The following is a 15157-nucleotide window of genomic DNA, read 5'->3' as shown; positions in this document are numbered from 1 at the left end:
TGGTTACTTGCCGGAGCGCGGCAGCTCGCTGTTGTCGCGGATCGCGGCGCGCACCTTGGCCATCGTCGTGGTGCAGTATTCCTCGCGCTCCTTGAGGAAGCGCTGCTGCTGGGCGCGGAAATTGGCAACCCGCTCGCGCACCTCGGACCCGAAGTCGCCACTGATGTCGAGTTTTGCGAATTGCGGCGGCTGCGCCGGCGACGGCGGGACTTCGACGACGGTCACTGCCAGAGGCGGCGGAGCCGGCGGCAGGCCCTCGATCACGGTCGGCACGGGGAGCGGCGGCGGGACGGCCGCGGGCCGCGTCTCGGCCGCAGGCTTGGGCTTGATGTCGAATGTGGCGATGGCCTCGGCCAAGGCCTCTGCAGCGGCGGCGAGTGCCGGCGTGGCGGGTGCGGGCGCAATAGCAGGCGGCGCGGCGGTCTGCTGGGCGGCCGGTGGCGCTGATGTCCGCGGGGCAGGCGTCGGCATCCCGGCGTCGGGCTGCTTGCCCTTCACCGACTCCACGAAAGCCATTGTCTGCGCGATCAGGAGATCGCGTTCCTTCATCCACTTCATGGCGCACCTTGAGCGGGCGGATTGCAGCAGAGCAACCGCGCGGAATCAAGCACTCGCCATCATGATGGTTGACGAAGACGCCTGTTTTGCAGGCGCGGTGACAAAATTGTGACGTACCCGGCGTGCGAGGCGGGTCAGCGCTGGCGGGGGTTGGTGTTCGGGACGAACGGGGTGCCGACGATCCGGACCGGCGTCAGGTCAGGGGCCGGCACCTGATTGGGGGCCGGCCTAACCGCGGCATTGGCCGGCGGAGATGCCGGATCCAGCACCGCAACGGCGCCGGCGGCAGCCATGCTGAGCAGTGTGAACGTGCCCAGAAGGAGCATGTTGCGGTTGGGTTCGCGTAGCCTCATGCGAGGAAAATCGCGTGAGGGGGCTTAATGTTCCGAACAAATCCTCAGGCGGTTTCGCGTGGATTTGGCGCGGCGCTCAGAGAGCGCGTCAGGAGCGGACCTGAAGGCCTTGGGCGTGCTGATCAGGGGACGAGCCGGCGGGCGGGCGCAGCATCGCGACGGGGTGGGGCTCAGTCTAGTGCGCGGCGGCGGCCGCGGCGGCCGGCGCTGGTTCGGTGCTGCGGGCCTCGATGAGGTCGGCGTAGCGGCCATACTCCTCGGCCATTTCGAGCAGCTGCTGGCGGACCGTGGCGTCGGTGACCTGGCGGGCCAGCCGTCGTGCCTGATCGGACTGGAAGCGGTAATGTGCTGTATCGGACATGGGATGGCTCCTCACATATGTGTAAGGGCCATCAGGCAAAGGTTCATCAAGCCGTCATTGACGGGAAGGCGCTATTGAAGGGTCTGTGAGCGATCGGTCAGCGCGGCCGGGGCTGCGTGCCCCGCCTTGTCCTCGCGGACCTCGACCTCGAACCAGCCCATCTCCTTCAGCTCGCGCGCCTTCTTCTCGGCCGCATCTTCGCTGTCGCGCTTCAGCACGATCTGGCTGGTGCCATCACGGGCAAGGATCAAATAGGTCATTGGCTGAGTCCCATCCCGCATTCTGCATACCCCATTCTGGGCCGCAAGGACAGAAACAAGGCGGAGGATGGGTGATCCTACGGGAATGATCCCACGATTCCTGCCAAGGCGCAGGGCGTCGCGGGTGTTTCCGAACCGGCCCTCCGGCAAGGGCCGGTCTGGAGGGCGATCGAGCCTAGCGCTTCACCACCGTTTCGATATGGCGGTTTCTGTCGTCCCACCGGCCGCTCTGCAGACAGCTCTGACGGTAGCTGTCGCAGACGGCGAGATCGCCGCCATGGGTGCGATTCCAGCTCTTGCAGGTCGACGCGATGTAGGAGCAGGTGCATTTGCCCGACGCGCACTGACGCTCGACAGCGCCAAGCTGACCAGCCGCAGCGGCTTCGTCAGCAGGCCGCGATGCTTGCTTCGTCTTTTTCTGCCTGGCGGTGCATGCCTGCAATTCGGCGTGGCGCTGGCCGTTGTCCATCGCGCCTTTCGGCTTCCGCTTACAGGACGATGCGCAGCACGCGGCCGAGAAATCGAACTGGCTGGTGTAGCGAGACGGGAAGGCGAAAGGTCACCGCGGGGATGGTGTGGGGACTTGGTCCTTGCAGGCAGCGGGATCCTGCGTGGGGATCCAACTCCCGCTGCTGCACTGGAGGCCGCGACCTCCGCCGAGGCAGATGAGGGCTCCCTGGGAATAAAACGCGTTGTTGTAGACACAATTCCTCGTCATGGAATCGATCTTCTGGGGGTCCGGCAGGAAGATGTCCTGCGCCGATGCGACACGCGACATCATGCAGGCGATGACGGCTATTGCCAAAGCTGATCTCCACATTCGCGTTCTCCTTCTCAGCAATCGGGAATCTTGAGATGGCCGCGGTGAGGCGGATCGCCGGAAGGTAATTGCTTCGTATGACGGCTCAGCGTCGGTCGGCGCGTAGCTGCAGTGGGGCGCCGTCAGCGCGATCGGTGATGTGAAGCGCCGCCTGACAACCGGAAAAATACGGCCTCCTCTGTACGTTGTGGGTAAGCCGCAAGGCGCTTTGATTGAGCCGCAAATAAATGCTCGGCTTGGTCCAACACAACTCGGCTTAAGCCGAGTCTATCTTGATGGAGGACTCGATGCCCAGGCACTTCGGTTTGAAGGCAACAACGGCGGCAGGACGGTCGGCGTTCACGGGGTCATCAAGAGACTTGCAGGAGCGGACTGCATCGGCGGCGGCGTCGAAGAGCCATCCTCCGGCCAGTCCTGCAGCGACAACGCTCGCGTCCCCAAACTCGGAGCTGCCGTATTCTCCTGCGAGCTGGCGGGGCTGCCGTGGTCGGCGGACGATCTCGGTCAGCTGAGGTCACTTCCCGATGAAGGCCTGCGCAAAGAAACTACGCGCCGAAGCCGACTATGCCGACCAGATCGCCAGAAGCGCTACAGACCAGAAGAAGCGAGAACTGTACGAACGCCTCGCTGCCCACTTTAGGAATCTGGCTGTGGAAATCGATAAGGCGATGGCAGATCGCTCGGGGTAAGGCTGCGTCAGTTGGCGGCCTACCGTCGAGCCACAGCAAACGTTCCGGCGCCGTCATTCCTTGGGGCGCCAATCATTCAGCGAGTTGCGACAATAAGCCTGAAATAAATAGCTCGCTATTCGCTCCAGACAGGCACACAGTAAATCCATCACCGCCCGAACCCGTGGCTTATATCGGTGATGAGAACGCTCGATCGCGCTCCCGCCTTCCTCTAACGGAATGGAGCGTGCCATGTCCTTGAAGCGACATCTCATACACACTCAATCACTTGAACAGCGGCTTGGCATCCAGGCAGAGCGGCTCCGCAAGGAGGCCCGGGGGACTCCCCCAGGCATCGAGCGCCAGCGCCTAGTCCGCAAGGCTCGTCTGGCCGAAACCGGCTCACACTTGGGCGAATGGCAGCGGTCCCCGGGTTTGCGAGCGCCGACGTGATGGGTCGATACCCATCCCATGCAGATATCGGCGTGAAGAGAATAGTTAATTTCCGCAGGCGATGGGCAAACAAGAGCGACACGGTAATTAAAACCGCCCTGAACCACTTCTGGAGCAAACAGATCAACAGAAGTGCTGCCGCCATACAGAAGGAGAAAGACAGGCTCCTCAAGTAAAGAGGTCATCGCACTCGAAAAGTGCAATATCCGGGATTTTGTTCGTACCCTCTCGGGGCTAGGGAAACGCCGTCCGTATTTATTTCAAACGGGCGGCGTTACTTTGTCTGGGCCGCCTCAGTTGGAAACCTCTTTCTGCGACGCGAAGTTCGCTGGAACTTTTCTGTCTCCCGCGCTTTTGATTCCGTTTTCGGGGCAGCAACGTCAGCTTTGGAGAGAGGAGCCATGAAGCGACGACGCCGCGTTAAGCAGCTTGTCCCGCTTGAAGAACGCCTTGCCCAAGAAGCCCAAGTGTTACGCCAACGGGCTAGAGAACTTCCCCCATGTAGAGAGCGAGAGGCCTTGCTGAGGAAGGCGCGGCACGACGAGACTGCCGCTCATTTGACCGAGTGGCTGATGTCCCCCGGTCCACGAGCGCCCATCTAAGGAGGGCGCCGATGCACACGAACCACCACCCAATTGACGGCATCGAGGCTGCCTTTGTCTGCGCAGCGGCGGTGTCTTTCGTGGCCCTGATCGCAAGCGTTGCGTGGCTCTTTCTCGGATGAAGCGCCCGCAATGAGGTGAGCGGAGTTAGGAAGCGCCACTTCGAAAACGTTCCATGCCCGTTCTGGATTCTGCCATTCGCTCCAGGAACAAGTGTTCACTTTGTAACTTAAGGATTCGCCTCGCTGGAGGGCAAGTCCATGAGCGCAATGCGCAGAAAATCCAAGAGATCGAACTGCAGCCGGTCAAAGCCTGTTGGTGCGGCAAGCCACAGGATTTGGTCCGGACCATGCTGAACGTTCGCACCGGGAAACACGTTCGCATGTTTGAGAGCAGGACGTGCGGCGAACGAACCTGGGACGAGTGAGGGCTGTTTCAGTTCAATGTGCGACAAATGCGATCGACGCGGAGATACAGCACGTGAGGCGCGCAAGGACCACTGCGATCCGGATTCAAGACGCGCGCGCAGCCGAAGCGGCCCTCGATTTGATTGGGGAGATGGAGGCTCGAAAGAAGGAGCTCTATCCGACGCAGGAATAAGGCCGCCTCATTTGTCCTCCGGGATCTTGCCCTTGCCGTCGCAGGTCTTGCATTTGACCGGATAGATTTTGTGGCCCGGGTGAACAGGCTGCTCAACCGGCGGGAAGCCCGTTCCTTTGCAGGCCGGGCAGATACGCTCTTTGACCTTCGGTTGCATTTGAAGCCTCTCCGGCCGCCTCAGTTGGCGGCCTTTCAATGGTGGGCTGCCACAAGCGCACTCAGGGCGGCCGCCAAGACCCAGACCATCAGCGATAAAGAGTGGAAGGACGGACGATCCACCTTCGCTACTCATCTTGGGAGAATCGAAAGGGGCCGCTCCACGCGCGGCCCCTTGCCGGTTTAGTCTGAAAATTTGTTCGGGATGAAAAGCTAGCCCCGGCAACAGTTAGATTAAAGTTTTCAACAGGCTTTTAGGATTCCGGGGAAATACGGTGTTTCGCCATCTGAACCCGGAAATCCGACATGAGAGTTTGTCGATAGCGTCGTGGAAGGCCGGGGAGCCCCATCGGCTGGAAGCCCGGTGATGACCGGCCAGCCGGATTGATTGGCGGTCCTGGTGGACCGCCAAAGGCCGCACGGGCGATCTCGTCCACCCCAATGGATAAGAGCGGAATGTCGGCCAAACCAATGGTGCCGGCTGAGGGGATTGAACCCCCGACCTTCAGTTTACAAAACTGCTGCTCTACCGCTGAGCTAAGCCGGCGAAATGGGAATGATTTGCGCGCTCGCATAGCAGACTTGGTGCGCCAGGGCCAGAACCTGAAGAACCGATGTCCAGAACCTGAAGGCCAGAACCGATCCCTTCGCTTCGAGCGGAGGGGCACGGAAAAGGCGGCCCGCAGGCCGCCTTTTGCGCCGTCAGCGGCTTGCGTGAGCTACTGGCAGGGATGCCGGAGGCCGTCGCTGCCGCGGAACCAGGTGCCGGGGGTGCAGACGAAGCCGTTCTGCCGGGCATATTCCTCGCCGCCGATCGGGGTGCGGGCGTATTCCGGACCGCCAAACGGGGCGGTGGCGATCGCAGCCGCCGTGCCGACCGCGCCGCCGACCACACCGGCCGCGACGTCGGCAGGCCCGGGGTCATACCGGTTGTAGCTGCCCTGCCAGTCGCGATCTCGCCGATAGGTGCGGTCGCGAGTGGTGGTGGCGGTGGTGCCAGGCGCCATCCTCTCGCATCGGGCGTCCGGCCAGGCATTCGAGCAGCGGGCGGTGGTGCCGATGGTCTGTTGCGCCATCGCGGGGCTCGCCACGACCGATGCGAGCAGGGCTGCTGCGCCAAGGAAGCGTCCAAGGATCTTCAGTTGTGTCATGCGATATCTCCTCTTGTCGTCGTGAGGGGCTAATCTCGCTGCACGGCGCCTGTTCCGGCGCAGCCTTGCCCTGCGTTCAAACCAGTGTGAAGTTCCGCAATGCTCGCGCATGATGCGTTCCGGATCACGCAGCCTTTGACGAGCACTGCATGCACACACGCGACGTCGATTATGCTGGCGGCGACGCCTCTCTGCGTGGCTATCTCGCCTTCAACGACGCCGAGCTTGTGCTGACCGGGGCCGACGATCCGCTGACGCCGCCCGATCAGGTGGTGGCCTTCGAGAACGAGATGCGTGCCGGCAAGGTTGCCGACTGGCAGGTGATCAGCTACGGCAACACGCTGCACGGCTTCACCAACCCGACCGCCGACGGCTCGATCATGAAATCGGCACTCTACGATGCGCGGGCCGACCGCCGCTCCTGGGCGGCGATGCAAGGCCTGTTTGACGAAGTGCTTGTTTGACCAGGTGCTGGCCTGACAAGATCAGCGATGTGGTGTTTGATCTGCAGTGACGGCGCGGGCGCGGGGGATCGATGTTCGGAATCTTGAGTCTTGGCTTTCTGCTCGGCATGCAGCACGCGCTGGAGCCCGATCACATCGCAGCCGTTTCGAGCATCGCGGCACGCCGGACCCATGTCGGCGACATCGTCAAGCACGGCCTGACCTGGGGCCTCGGCCACACGTTGACATTGTTCATCTTTGCCGGTGCCGCGATCCTGCTCGGGCGGGCGATCCCCGAGACGGTCGCGCAGCCGATCGAGACCGCGGTCGGCGTCATGCTGGTCGGCCTCGGCGCGCATCTGTGGTGGCGGCTGTGGCGCGACCGCGTGCACTTCCACACCCATTCGCATGGCGACGGCACTGCGCATTTCCACGCCCACAGCCACGCCGGCGAAATCTTGCCGCATGCCCGCGCCGCACACAGCCACGCGCACGGTTTCCGCTGGCGCACGCTCCTGGTCGGCCTGATGCACGGCATGGCGGGCTCCGCGGCGCTCCTGGTACTGACGGTGTCGCAGGCCCCAAACCCGGTGATCGGGCTTGGCTATGTCGCGCTGTTCGGCGTCGGCTCGATGATCGGCATGGGCGTGCTGTCGAGCGTGATCGCGGTGCCGCTCGCGGCCTCGGCGCGCTGGCTGACCTGGGCCAATCGCGGGCTGCAAATCGCGGTCGGCGCGGTCACGATCGCGATCGGGATCCATTCGATCGTCGAGAATGCGTTCACCTGATCCGCCAGCGGCCGTTAACGATTTCTGATCCCGCATCGCCGCATTGAGCGGATGCCGATGCTTACGCGTTAGGCTTACCGGAAGTTTGGCCCGCGTCCTTAACCCTTCCGCCAAGGGCTTGGATTAGGCTGCGGATCGAACAATTCGGGACGCTGGGTGACATGCGCGTAAGTCTTGCGCTGGCGATATTGGCTGCGATGACCTCGACGGCGCTGGCCGGGGGCGGCTTCGACATTGTCGTGCCCGTGCGCCCGGGCGTGCCCATCATCATCAACGGTGTCGACGCCTCCTACGCGGTGATCGAAAGCGCGATGGGCCTTGCCCGCAACGACTCGATGGTGCCGACCGTCTATGGCGGCCGCCCGATCGATCCGGTGCCGAATGTCGGCCACTATTATCCGAGCCTCGGCCGCATGCCGGGTTACGGCCGCCTCGAGATCGAGCCGCCGGCCAACCGGCGCCTGCCGCAGCCGGCCGCGAGCTATCATGAATCATGGTCGGCGCATTCCGCGCCGCTGCCGGCGCAATCCAATGTGCCGGTCGATCCGCCGCCGGTGATCTACGCGCCGCAATTCAACGGGCCGCAGCGGCTTCCGGGACCGGTGCCGCGGCCACTGCGACCGAGAGGCCCCTAAATCAGGAGCCCCTCAAGCAGGGGCCCATCATAGCCATCAAGAGCTACGCGACGACAACGAGACCCACAGGAGAGAGTAATGCGTCAAATGATCAAAGGACTGATTGCGGCCGTGGCCGTCATGGTGACCGCGCCCGCAATGGCGTGCGGCTTCAACCCTTGCGGCTATTCCGCGCCCGTCGTGAATTACGGCTGCGGCGGTTGCGGCGGCTATGGCTATGGCGGTTACGGCGCGGTCGAACGTCTGCCCGACCCGGATGCCGCCTATCCCAGCGCGGCGCAGCAGTACTATTACGTCAACCAGGGCCCGACCTACACCGGTCCCGGCAACTGGGCGCCGCGTCCGTATTATCGCGAGGGCTATGGTCGCCCGTACGGCTATGGCTATCGCCACTACGGCTACCGGCACTACGGCTACCGTCATCACTACCGGTCGTCGCACTATGGCTATCACTACGGCCACCGCGTGCTGCGCCGCTACTACTGATCCGACGATCTGTCGAAGACATCAGCGCCCGTTCGCGTCTCGCGAGCGGGCGTTGCTATTACATCAGCCCGAGCCGGCTGGCGCCGATATAGAGCGCGAGCACGGCGGCGTTCGAGACGTTGAGGCTCTTGATCTCGCCGGGCATGTCAAGACGGGCGACGACGCGGCAGGTCTCGCGCGTCAGTTGCCGCAAGCCCTTGCCTTCGGCGCCGAGCACCAGCGCGAGCGGCGCCTGCAGCTGAACCTTGCCGAGATCCTCCGAGCCCTCGCTGTCGAGGCCGACGGTCTGGAAGCCGCGCTCGTTCAATTCGTTCAGCGCGCGCGCCAGATTCTGCACGGTGACAACAGGCACCAGCTCGAGCGCGCCGGAGGCGGATTTCGCCAGCACGCCCGTCGCCTCCGGGCTGTGGCGGGCGGTGGTGACGATCGCCTTGACCGCGAATGCCGCGGCCGAGCGCAGGATAGCGCCGACATTGTGCGGGTCGGTGATCTGGTCGAGCACCAGCACGATGCCCTCCAGCGCCAGCGTGTCGATATCGGGCGAGGGCAGGGGATCGGCCTCAGCCAGCAGACCCTGATGCACGGCATCCGGGGTGAGGCGCCGGTCGATGTCGCCGGGACGGACGATCTCCGGGGTGACGCGGGTCGCGATGTTTTCCTCGGCGAGCCGTCTTGCCGCGTTCTCGGTGAGGTAAAGCTTGCGGATCTGGCGGTCCGGGTTGGCCAGGGCCGCCGCCACCGTGTGCCAGCCATACAGAATCACCGGCCCGTCGGAACCGGATTCGCGGTCCCGCCAGGCCGGCGGACGGGCGAATTTTGGCCCTTTTTGGAAGGGTTTACCGCCCTTGCCTCGGAAATTGGGTTTGCGGTCGCGATCGCTCATGTGAGGCTTGTGTCACGGCTCCCGAATATTGGCAATTTACACAGCGTTTTCGAGCGAAGTGGGGACCGGTTCGCGTGAAGAAAACGCGTCAAAAACAAGAATCTAGCCCCCGCATTTGCCGGTTTGGAACAGAGATCTCGCCAGCCCGCAAAAGTATGCCAAATAGGCGGCCGGCTTGGTTGACTTTGGGGACCGCCTTCGCCCATAAACGCGCCCGACCGCGCACCCGCTTCGGGTCGGCCGGTTATCAGCGTCATTTCGATGACCCGGTCCGCCGCCACTCGCGCGGCCGGTTCTGATGCTGTTGGACGGGGGAGTGTCCCGAGTGGCAAAGGGAGCTGACTGTAAATCAGCCGCCTCATGGCTTCGCAGGTTCGAGTCCTGCCTCCCCCACCAATAAATTCAGCCACTTACTTTAATTCGGCTGTCGCTTGATACCTCAACCCTCGCTGAGGGTAACTTGTGGGGTAACTGCCGCGCACACGGGGGCAGGCTGTCAATGTCGCGTCGCTCGCATGTCCTCGAAAGCGTCCCAAGCCGCGTCAATGTCCCTGTGCTTCCCGGGGATGCGAACCCAGCATTCTTGTGTACGCAGCTCTCCCCAGCGCTCGGGATGATATTCGATGAAATTTTGTCATGTCGATTTCGATACCAACGCCGATACCAACATTGCCCGGAGGCTGGATGACCGGGCCTCACCCGGCCATCCGCATCGTCATTGAACCGTGCCGCGGTAAGGGATGGCCGCGACGGAAACCAAGTCCGAACGGCGCTCGTCCCCGGCGTCGGCCTGCTCGAAACCCGCAGCCCCACTCAGCTTGGCCGCAGCCCGAGCCATGGTTTGCCTCAGCTTGAAGTGCCAGCTCCCAGGACCGGTGCAGTCGTGGACGTTTGGCCACTCTTCGCCGGCGGTCTCGTACCGGTTGACATATTCCAACATGGCGGCGATGCCGGCGGTTGTCGTCGGTGTCGTGCCTGCCAGTTCCCAAGCCATATCAGTCTCATGACTGCAGGCCTCGGTTTGGCGATCTTCCGCGTCGGAACGTGCGTCCGTGTGGGGATCGGTGTTGTCGGTAGCGGTGATCGCCGCCAAGAGGTCGGCAAAGGCTTGCCGATGCTTGGTGATGGCGTCCAGAGCCGGATCCACGGGGGGCTCGGCCGAAAGCGCGGGTGCGCCAGCCAAAGCCGTTGCTGCGGCCCCTGCAAGAAAGCCCCGGCGGGTTGCGGTGCTCATGCCTGCCCCCTGAGTGCGTCCTGGATCGAAAAAAGCAACGTCTCAATCCGGTGCTCGCCCCGGAGATAAAAATTGACGTCCTCGGTTTCCTCAACGAGGTAGGTGATCAGTGCGAGAAGGCCTGCTGGCGTCGCCGGCGTCGCCGACAGAAGCTTGTCGAGAGCCTCAGAGGCAGCATCGCCCGCCGCATCCATGATGTCCTCAGCGTCGCCTAAGACATCTGCACGCCGCTCGAGCCTGAGCGCTGCGCGGCTGTGGCAACGGCCAATACCCTCGTCGACCAGGATCTGCTCCCGCCGGCAGTATTCGGCCGTGGCATCGCAGTATGCCTTGGCGGTCGCGCGGTGCGCCTCGATCAGAGCGAATATGGGATCGGTCTGCTGTGCGGCGACGGCCATCGCGGGAGCCCCGGCTAGGGCGGCCGCGACGGCGGTACCGGCGAGAAACCGCCGTCTCGATGTGCTAGTGGTGGCTTGGGTCTTTGGCATGGGTCACTCCGTGCTGTGGATCAAGAGCCGGGGCGGAAGGTGCAATCTTCCCTTCGGCTCGCTTTTGTGATAACACAGTTTCTATGAAGCGTCAAACCGTGATAACAAAGAAACGTCGGGGGCCGCCGCCGACGGGAAAAGGCACGCTGGTTGGCGTTCGGCTACAGCCTGACGACCTGGCCGCCCTTGATAGCTGGATAGCGCGACAATCCGAACCCATGACGCGACCAGAAGCTTTGCGGGCCATGCTTGAGATGGTGGTCGAGATCGGGCTGAAGGTGAAGAAGTAGGCGGATATGATCAAGACCGCGACAGGATGGCTGCAATTACCGCACTGGCTCATTCTCGCAGGAGCCGTGCTGGTAGTCGTCGGCCTCATTGGCCTTGTGATCAGCCGCCGACACCAGGCGAAGGGCCAGGACGAACCGGCCACGGAGCCGAGTCTCGAGCCGAGTCCCCAGTTGCCAACTCTGCCGGATCTTTCTTGGCTCACCGCCACGAAATCGTCGGCGTGAGATCGGGACCCAATAGGATTGCGGGCCAAAAAGCGGGAATTGCCGCGCTAACCTTGAAGCGCGGCAAGTCGTTAGACTTCACCGGGTACTGGCAGCGACATATTGCGGATTAGGCCTTATCGGGCTGGAGGCCGCGCGCGAGGCGATCGAAAACGACCGGCGCACTGATCCCAAGGTAGAATGCACTCCAAAGAGACGCCGCATCCATCATCACAGGCAAAGAGCCGGCCCCGATAAATGCGAATCCTAGGCGAGCAAGCACGTAGAACGGCTTTTTGTAAATCGGCGGACAATGACCGCCTTGTTCAGACGAAAGTTTTACCGCCGCCGCGACCTCAATCGCGAGACTGCCAAGAACTCCGATGCAATAAGCTGTCAGAGGCTCAGGTGCCGCCATTTATGTGCGGCCGAGCGTGATTGTTCACGCTCCTGCCGCTGCCTCCCCCAAGGCGGAAAATCCAAATCACGCCAGAGAACGATTCGATCACCCGTCGAACAAGTTTGTCCTTGTGCAGGATACGAGCGACGATAACGGTAAGGTTTGCGGCGGCGAGGGCGGCACCAGCCGCGAGAGGCACAATCGCCATATATTCCAATGACATATTAATATCCATGGCAGGCCTCACCGAGTGACTTATTAAAAGGTCAGTCGAAGCGAGTTTGTTCCCGGTTCAGTTGTAATCGGGTTAAGATTCTCTTTCGACCGGCCCGTGTCAAGGCTACCTCAAATAATCGTGCCGCCGTTCACGGTTTGGACGCGATTGACGGTCCTGCGTAGGTTTGGAGCTGCCCCTTGTGCAAATATCTCGCGTTCTGCTCCCATTAAACGGGGGAAGGCGAAAGACCCGAACGATAGGGCCAGGCCCTAACCGGCTCATGTGATGGGGTCCTATATGGCCCGCCCTCAGTAAGACCTGAGGAGACAGATCGGGGGTTTTCACGCCCCGCGCCAGTAACATCTGGGTCAGATGCCGACCAGTTTGGTAGATCGGCCTCTCGCCGCTTAGCGCTTTTAGGTTTTTCAGGGCCGCCTCGGTTGGGTGGCCCTTTGATTTAATCCGGCTCCGATAAACGCCACCCGTGCTGGCTGGCCTCGCCAACCGCTCCCCACATCTTACCCGTCATTGTTCTTGAGGCTGTGCTGGATACCCAGCGGCGGCGTGGCGGGGTCTTTCCCATTTGCGGCCACCATCAAAAAAAAACGGCCCCAGAGCGGTACGAAACCGGGGCCGTTGGAGTCTTTGTGTATCTAAACATTTCCAGCTGACATCAGGCTTACGTCATCTCGAAAACTTTTCGTTCACCCACGGTGAAACCCCAGATTGCGCTCGGCTATTAGGGCGGGCCGCATGGCCCCGGCGCCAAAAAGCATCGTGCTGTGATGTCTCACGCGACGAGATGAAGAACCTATGACGCACGTCGCTATGGCAACGAGCGCGCCTGGTACGCCGTCGGCCGGCTGCCCCCCTAGAGTAGGTAGGAGCCGATCCAATGTTGATGCTGTACGTCAAACGTCGTTAGCCTTTCGGGCTGGAACTCCCGTGGAGCATCAGGAATCTGTTCGATGCCTAAAAAGACTACTCACATGCGCGCCGCAGTTAAGAGGCGCATTGCCCAGATCGAAGGTATGACATTAGTCGAGATTCAACGGGTCATGATGGATTGTATGTCCGAGCGGTCTGCTGGCAGGATGACGGCATGTGAGGGCAATGCGTTGCGCCACGCGCTGAACAAACGGGTCGGCATTCTCAGACGAGACCTTGTCGCGACGCGGGAGAGCTAAAGCGACAGTGAGAGGCCGCAATCCCGAAGCCCGCGACGCCCAAAGAAAGAACTCAGAGGTGCGTGGCATATTCGAACAACCACACTTCCGTTCTTATTCAATCCCGGCTCGCATTTGTATTGGCCTTGCGGTCTTAAGCGCCGTCCTGCTGGTCGGGATAATAGTGACGCACGTCGGGCCGTAAGGCTGCTCGCCGTATCCTCACTTGGTTGATTGGGGATTTGCTGAGATGCCGTTCTGCCGAGGGAGACGAATAGGAGTGAGCCATGACTCGCCGGATTACCTGCATTACCAGGCTGCCTATCCATCAAGACCGCCATCGGCGTATTCAAGCAGTCGGTGTTTCAGGATGGCAAGACTCGGAAGAAACAGCCATTGCAAACGTCAAACACGACAAAAGCGCTTACGATGTCACTGAGCAGGGCAAGACAGTCAAGGTGATCGTCAAAAAACACGATGGTCGCGAGTACCTCAAGACCGAGAACGATCGTTTTCTTCCCGATAATCTTCTGAGTCTTCAGGATTGCTCGTGACCGGCGTGGTCGTAATGTGACTTGAAGTCGTGGTCACACGGGGGCGGCGGTCCGGACCGTTGGCAAGCCTTGAAGTGAGTCACAGAACCGACATCGGTCGCGCTGTGTACACGTCCGCCACTACAATCTTTTGCCGCGCTCATGAATCCCCTGCGCACGACGCCAGCGAAGGCGCTGGGCGTCGCAGACAAGGCTTGGACCATTGCGCAGCTTGTGGACGCCGCGCTCTCTGTGGCCCCGGGCTGCCTACGGAAACCCCTCCGGATCGTCGTCGAAAGTTCACGGTAATTCAGGGAGGGACGTTAGCCCTCGTCCCCGCCAATAACCTCAAACAACCTCAGGGCCGCTTCGAGAGAGGCGGCCTTACCGATTACCTCAATCCCAGCCTCAGGGTGGTCAACGCTTGTCTCGTAGATGAAATAGCCAAATTCACCGCCAAGGCCTTTACCCCCAGCCTCTTTGTACAGCTTAGCGGGGAGAGGTGATATACATATCAACCTTTGATTGTCGATTCGTTTGGTTAGAAAGATATCATCCATGGCACCCACCGAAGATAAACCGAAATTCTCGTATCGAGCGTCGCCGCAGCTCTCGGCCAATCAGATGGCCGAATATTTGAGCCCATCGACTTCTTCGACCCGACGCACTGGCATCATTCGCGATGCGCGCTTTCCTAAAAAATCCATCGTCGCACAGTACGGGATGGGGCGAGAAGGACTCGTTAATTTCCTTGGCGACGGCACGCGAAGTTACGGCCATCTAGCCGACGCGGTTGTCGCTCTGGAAAAGCGGGAAGCGAAGCCGGGTGCATCCACTTGGATGAAGCGCGATAGTCGCGGCTCGATTGAAGCAATCGAAGCATTCCAGCGCCACTACAACAAGCTTGGATTCAGCAAGCTTGATTGTCGTCCGGTGCATGGCCGCCAGGCCCTTCTTGATCTTTGGCCGACAAGAATCAGCGTCTCCCTTGACTTCACCATTCATCGGCAACCCGTCGGGGGCAAGAAGGCCGTTGGCGGGGCCGTTCTCTTGTTCTCCAAGGGCGAGACATCCACAAACGCGCGACTTGAACGGTCGAAGATTATCGCGGGGCTGCTACACACGTATGCTGGCCGCTTCCTCGAAGGCATGGGAGATGCCGATCCCACTCTTTGCTTTGCGGTAGACGTGTTCGGCGGAATTGCACATAAGCCGCCGGGAAGCTTCGTGAAGAAGCTCCGGAACGTTGCGGACGCCTGCGACGAGATCGCAGCTCGATGGCGAACCGTGCGGCCACCATCCGGATATGACGGTCCAGAACCAGATTGATGAGAATGGCCTGTTTTGAAATAGCGAGTGGCCTATTTCGGCCAGTATCCAAGCAAGGATGCGCTGGACGATCCGGTCA

General features: G+C 61.5%; 19 protein-coding genes and 2 tRNA genes. 8 read left to right on the top strand and 13 right to left on the bottom strand.

Annotation, left to right across the window (positions count from 1 at the left end; genetic code table 11):
- Positions 1 to 3: 3 nt before the first annotated feature.
- The 8 genes from WDM24_RS25900 to WDM24_RS25865 form a co-directional block, all read right to left on the bottom strand.
- Positions 4 to 558 (bottom strand): hypothetical protein, encoded by a 555-nt coding sequence (locus WDM24_RS25900; protein ID WP_166293454.1) that lies wholly within the window; start codon positions 556 to 558, stop codon positions 4 to 6.
- 134 nt (positions 559 to 692) lie between these two features.
- Positions 693 to 911: a hypothetical protein gene (locus WDM24_RS25895; RefSeq protein ID WP_338827650.1), complete on the bottom strand. Its 219-nt coding sequence runs from the start codon at positions 909 to 911 to the stop codon at positions 693 to 695.
- Positions 912 to 1086: 175 nt separating this feature from the next.
- On the bottom strand, positions 1087 to 1272 hold the full coding sequence (locus WDM24_RS25890; RefSeq protein WP_338690186.1) for a hypothetical protein: 186 nt from the start codon (positions 1270 to 1272) through the stop codon (positions 1087 to 1089).
- A gap of 71 nt (positions 1273 to 1343) precedes the next feature.
- Entirely contained in the window at positions 1344 to 1532 is a 189-nt protein-coding gene (locus WDM24_RS25885) for a hypothetical protein (RefSeq protein ID WP_166297589.1), read from the bottom strand.
- 175 nt (positions 1533 to 1707) lie between these two features.
- Complete coding sequence (locus WDM24_RS25880) at positions 1708 to 2001, bottom strand: hypothetical protein (RefSeq protein WP_166297587.1); 294 nt, start codon at positions 1999 to 2001, stop codon at positions 1708 to 1710.
- 2681 nt (positions 2002 to 4682) lie between these two features.
- Complete coding sequence (locus tag WDM24_RS25875; RefSeq protein ID WP_166297581.1) at positions 4683 to 4832, bottom strand: hypothetical protein; 150 nt, start codon at positions 4830 to 4832, stop codon at positions 4683 to 4685.
- 471 nt (positions 4833 to 5303) lie between these two features.
- Positions 5304 to 5378: transfer RNA gene (locus WDM24_RS25870), tRNA-Thr, on the bottom strand.
- Positions 5379 to 5550: 172 nt separating this feature from the next.
- Positions 5551 to 5982 carry a hypothetical protein gene (locus tag WDM24_RS25865; RefSeq protein WP_166297579.1) on the bottom strand — a complete coding sequence of 144 codons (432 nt, stop codon included), beginning with the start codon at positions 5980 to 5982 and terminating at the stop codon, positions 5551 to 5553.
- Positions 5983 to 6131: 149 nt separating this feature from the next.
- Here WDM24_RS25865 and WDM24_RS25860 point away from each other — a divergent pair, with 149 nt between their 5' ends.
- The 4 genes from WDM24_RS25860 (at position 6132) to WDM24_RS25845 (ending at position 8334) form a co-directional block, all read left to right on the top strand.
- Positions 6132 to 6446, top strand: coding sequence for a dienelactone hydrolase family protein (locus WDM24_RS25860; protein WP_166297577.1), 315 nt, complete (start codon positions 6132 to 6134; stop codon positions 6444 to 6446).
- Positions 6447 to 6517: 71 nt separating this feature from the next.
- The gene (locus tag WDM24_RS25855) at positions 6518 to 7213 is read left to right on the top strand and encodes an urease accessory protein (RefSeq protein WP_338690179.1); all 696 of its coding nucleotides are present in this window, start codon (positions 6518 to 6520) and stop codon (positions 7211 to 7213) included.
- A gap of 161 nt (positions 7214 to 7374) precedes the next feature.
- Positions 7375 to 7848, top strand: coding sequence for a hypothetical protein (locus tag WDM24_RS25850; RefSeq protein WP_338827647.1), 474 nt, complete (start codon positions 7375 to 7377; stop codon positions 7846 to 7848).
- Between the two features lie 78 nt (positions 7849 to 7926).
- Positions 7927 to 8334, top strand: a complete 408-nt coding sequence (locus tag WDM24_RS25845; protein ID WP_175619311.1) for a hypothetical protein — start codon at positions 7927 to 7929, stop codon at positions 8332 to 8334.
- A 58-nt stretch (positions 8335 to 8392) separates the two neighbouring features.
- Here the strand turns inward: WDM24_RS25845 and rlmB are convergent, their stop codons facing one another.
- Positions 8393 to 9217: a 23S rRNA (guanosine(2251)-2'-O)-methyltransferase RlmB gene (gene rlmB / locus WDM24_RS25840; protein WP_166297572.1), complete on the bottom strand. Its 825-nt coding sequence runs from the start codon at positions 9215 to 9217 to the stop codon at positions 8393 to 8395.
- Positions 9218 to 9527: 310 nt separating this feature from the next.
- On the opposite strand from rlmB, the gene WDM24_RS25835 reads away from it, so the two are divergent.
- A tRNA-Tyr gene (locus WDM24_RS25835) sits at positions 9528 to 9613 on the top strand.
- Between the two features lie 319 nt (positions 9614 to 9932).
- On the opposite strand, the gene WDM24_RS25830 is transcribed toward WDM24_RS25835, so the two are convergent.
- Both WDM24_RS25830 and WDM24_RS25825 read right to left on the bottom strand, forming a co-directional pair.
- Positions 9933 to 10451, bottom strand: a complete 519-nt coding sequence (locus WDM24_RS25830; protein WP_338827644.1) for a twin-arginine translocation signal domain-containing protein — start codon at positions 10449 to 10451, stop codon at positions 9933 to 9935.
- A complete protein-coding gene (locus tag WDM24_RS25825) occupies positions 10448 to 10849 on the bottom strand; it encodes a hypothetical protein (protein ID WP_338827642.1) in 402 nt (133 codons plus the stop codon). Before WDM24_RS25825 ends, WDM24_RS25830 begins: the two co-directional genes overlap by 4 nt.
- Positions 10850 to 11235: 386 nt before the next feature.
- Between WDM24_RS25825 and WDM24_RS25820 the strand changes: the two genes are divergently transcribed.
- A complete protein-coding gene (locus tag WDM24_RS25820; RefSeq protein ID WP_338827640.1) occupies positions 11236 to 11454 on the top strand; it encodes a hypothetical protein in 219 nt (72 codons plus the stop codon).
- A 383-nt stretch (positions 11455 to 11837) separates the two neighbouring features.
- Here the strand turns inward: WDM24_RS25820 and WDM24_RS25815 are convergent, their stop codons facing one another.
- Complete coding sequence (locus tag WDM24_RS25815; RefSeq protein WP_338827639.1) at positions 11838 to 12068, bottom strand: hypothetical protein; 231 nt, start codon at positions 12066 to 12068, stop codon at positions 11838 to 11840.
- Positions 12069 to 13503: 1435 nt separating this feature from the next.
- On the opposite strand from WDM24_RS25815, the gene WDM24_RS25810 reads away from it, so the two are divergent.
- Positions 13504 to 13770: a DUF3892 domain-containing protein gene (locus WDM24_RS25810; protein ID WP_338827637.1), complete on the top strand. Its 267-nt coding sequence runs from the start codon at positions 13504 to 13506 to the stop codon at positions 13768 to 13770.
- 302 nt (positions 13771 to 14072) lie between these two features.
- Here the strand turns inward: WDM24_RS25810 and WDM24_RS25805 are convergent, their stop codons facing one another.
- Positions 14073 to 14309 (bottom strand): hypothetical protein, encoded by a 237-nt coding sequence (locus tag WDM24_RS25805; RefSeq protein ID WP_338690410.1) that lies wholly within the window; start codon positions 14307 to 14309, stop codon positions 14073 to 14075.
- Between WDM24_RS25805 and WDM24_RS25800 the strand changes: the two genes are divergently transcribed.
- Complete coding sequence (locus WDM24_RS25800) at positions 14308 to 15078, top strand: hypothetical protein (RefSeq protein WP_338827635.1); 771 nt, start codon at positions 14308 to 14310, stop codon at positions 15076 to 15078. The two genes, WDM24_RS25805 and WDM24_RS25800, sit on opposite strands and share 2 nt — an antisense overlap.
- Positions 15079 to 15157 lie beyond the last annotated feature (79 nt).

Origin of the sequence: Bradyrhizobium sp. 27S5, from assembly GCF_037217225.1 — a bacterium.
GTDB classification, from domain to species: Bacteria; Pseudomonadota; Alphaproteobacteria; order Rhizobiales; family Xanthobacteraceae; genus Bradyrhizobium; species Bradyrhizobium septentrionale.
Note: the sequence above shows the minus strand (reverse complement) of the source record. Positions and strands in the feature narration are given on the sequence as shown.

Bases quoted from the DNA above. Each gene is read 5' to 3' on its own strand.
- WDM24_RS25890 (WP_338690186.1), bottom strand. From the start codon at position 1,272: ATGTCCGATACAGCACATTACCGCTTCCAGTCCGATCAGGCACGACGG.
- WDM24_RS25810 (WP_338827637.1), top strand. From the start codon at position 13,504: ATGACTCGCCGGATTACCTGCATTACCAGGCTGCCTATCCATCAAGAC.
- WDM24_RS25895 (WP_338827650.1), bottom strand. From the start codon at position 911: ATGAGGCTACGCGAACCCAACCGCAACATGCTCCTTCTGGGCACGTTC.
- WDM24_RS25885 (WP_166297589.1), bottom strand. From the start codon at position 1,532: ATGACCTATTTGATCCTTGCCCGTGATGGCACCAGCCAGATCGTGCTG.
- WDM24_RS25850 (WP_338827647.1), top strand. From the start codon at position 7,375: ATGCGCGTAAGTCTTGCGCTGGCGATATTGGCTGCGATGACCTCGACG.
- WDM24_RS25860 (WP_166297577.1), top strand. From the start codon at position 6,132: ATGCACACACGCGACGTCGATTATGCTGGCGGCGACGCCTCTCTGCGT.
- WDM24_RS25875 (WP_166297581.1), bottom strand. From the start codon at position 4,832: ATGCAACCGAAGGTCAAAGAGCGTATCTGCCCGGCCTGCAAAGGAACG.
- WDM24_RS25805 (WP_338690410.1), bottom strand. From the start codon at position 14,309: ATGGATGATATCTTTCTAACCAAACGAATCGACAATCAAAGGTTGATA.
- WDM24_RS25865 (WP_166297579.1), bottom strand. From the start codon at position 5,982: ATGACACAACTGAAGATCCTTGGACGCTTCCTTGGCGCAGCAGCCCTG.
- WDM24_RS25830 (WP_338827644.1), bottom strand. From the start codon at position 10,451: ATGAGCACCGCAACCCGCCGGGGCTTTCTTGCAGGGGCCGCAGCAACG.
- WDM24_RS25900 (WP_166293454.1), bottom strand. From the start codon at position 558: ATGAAGTGGATGAAGGAACGCGATCTCCTGATCGCGCAGACAATGGCT.
- WDM24_RS25800 (WP_338827635.1), top strand. From the start codon at position 14,308: ATGGCACCCACCGAAGATAAACCGAAATTCTCGTATCGAGCGTCGCCG.
- WDM24_RS25845 (WP_175619311.1), top strand. From the start codon at position 7,927: ATGCGTCAAATGATCAAAGGACTGATTGCGGCCGTGGCCGTCATGGTG.
- WDM24_RS25825 (WP_338827642.1), bottom strand. From the start codon at position 10,849: ATGGCCGTCGCCGCACAGCAGACCGATCCCATATTCGCTCTGATCGAG.
- rlmB (WP_166297572.1), bottom strand. From the start codon at position 9,217: ATGAGCGATCGCGACCGCAAACCCAATTTCCGAGGCAAGGGCGGTAAA.
- WDM24_RS25855 (WP_338690179.1), top strand. From the start codon at position 6,518: ATGTTCGGAATCTTGAGTCTTGGCTTTCTGCTCGGCATGCAGCACGCG.
- WDM24_RS25815 (WP_338827639.1), bottom strand. From the start codon at position 12,068: ATGGATATTAATATGTCATTGGAATATATGGCGATTGTGCCTCTCGCG.
- WDM24_RS25820 (WP_338827640.1), top strand. From the start codon at position 11,236: ATGATCAAGACCGCGACAGGATGGCTGCAATTACCGCACTGGCTCATT.
- WDM24_RS25880 (WP_166297587.1), bottom strand. From the start codon at position 2,001: ATGGACAACGGCCAGCGCCACGCCGAATTGCAGGCATGCACCGCCAGG.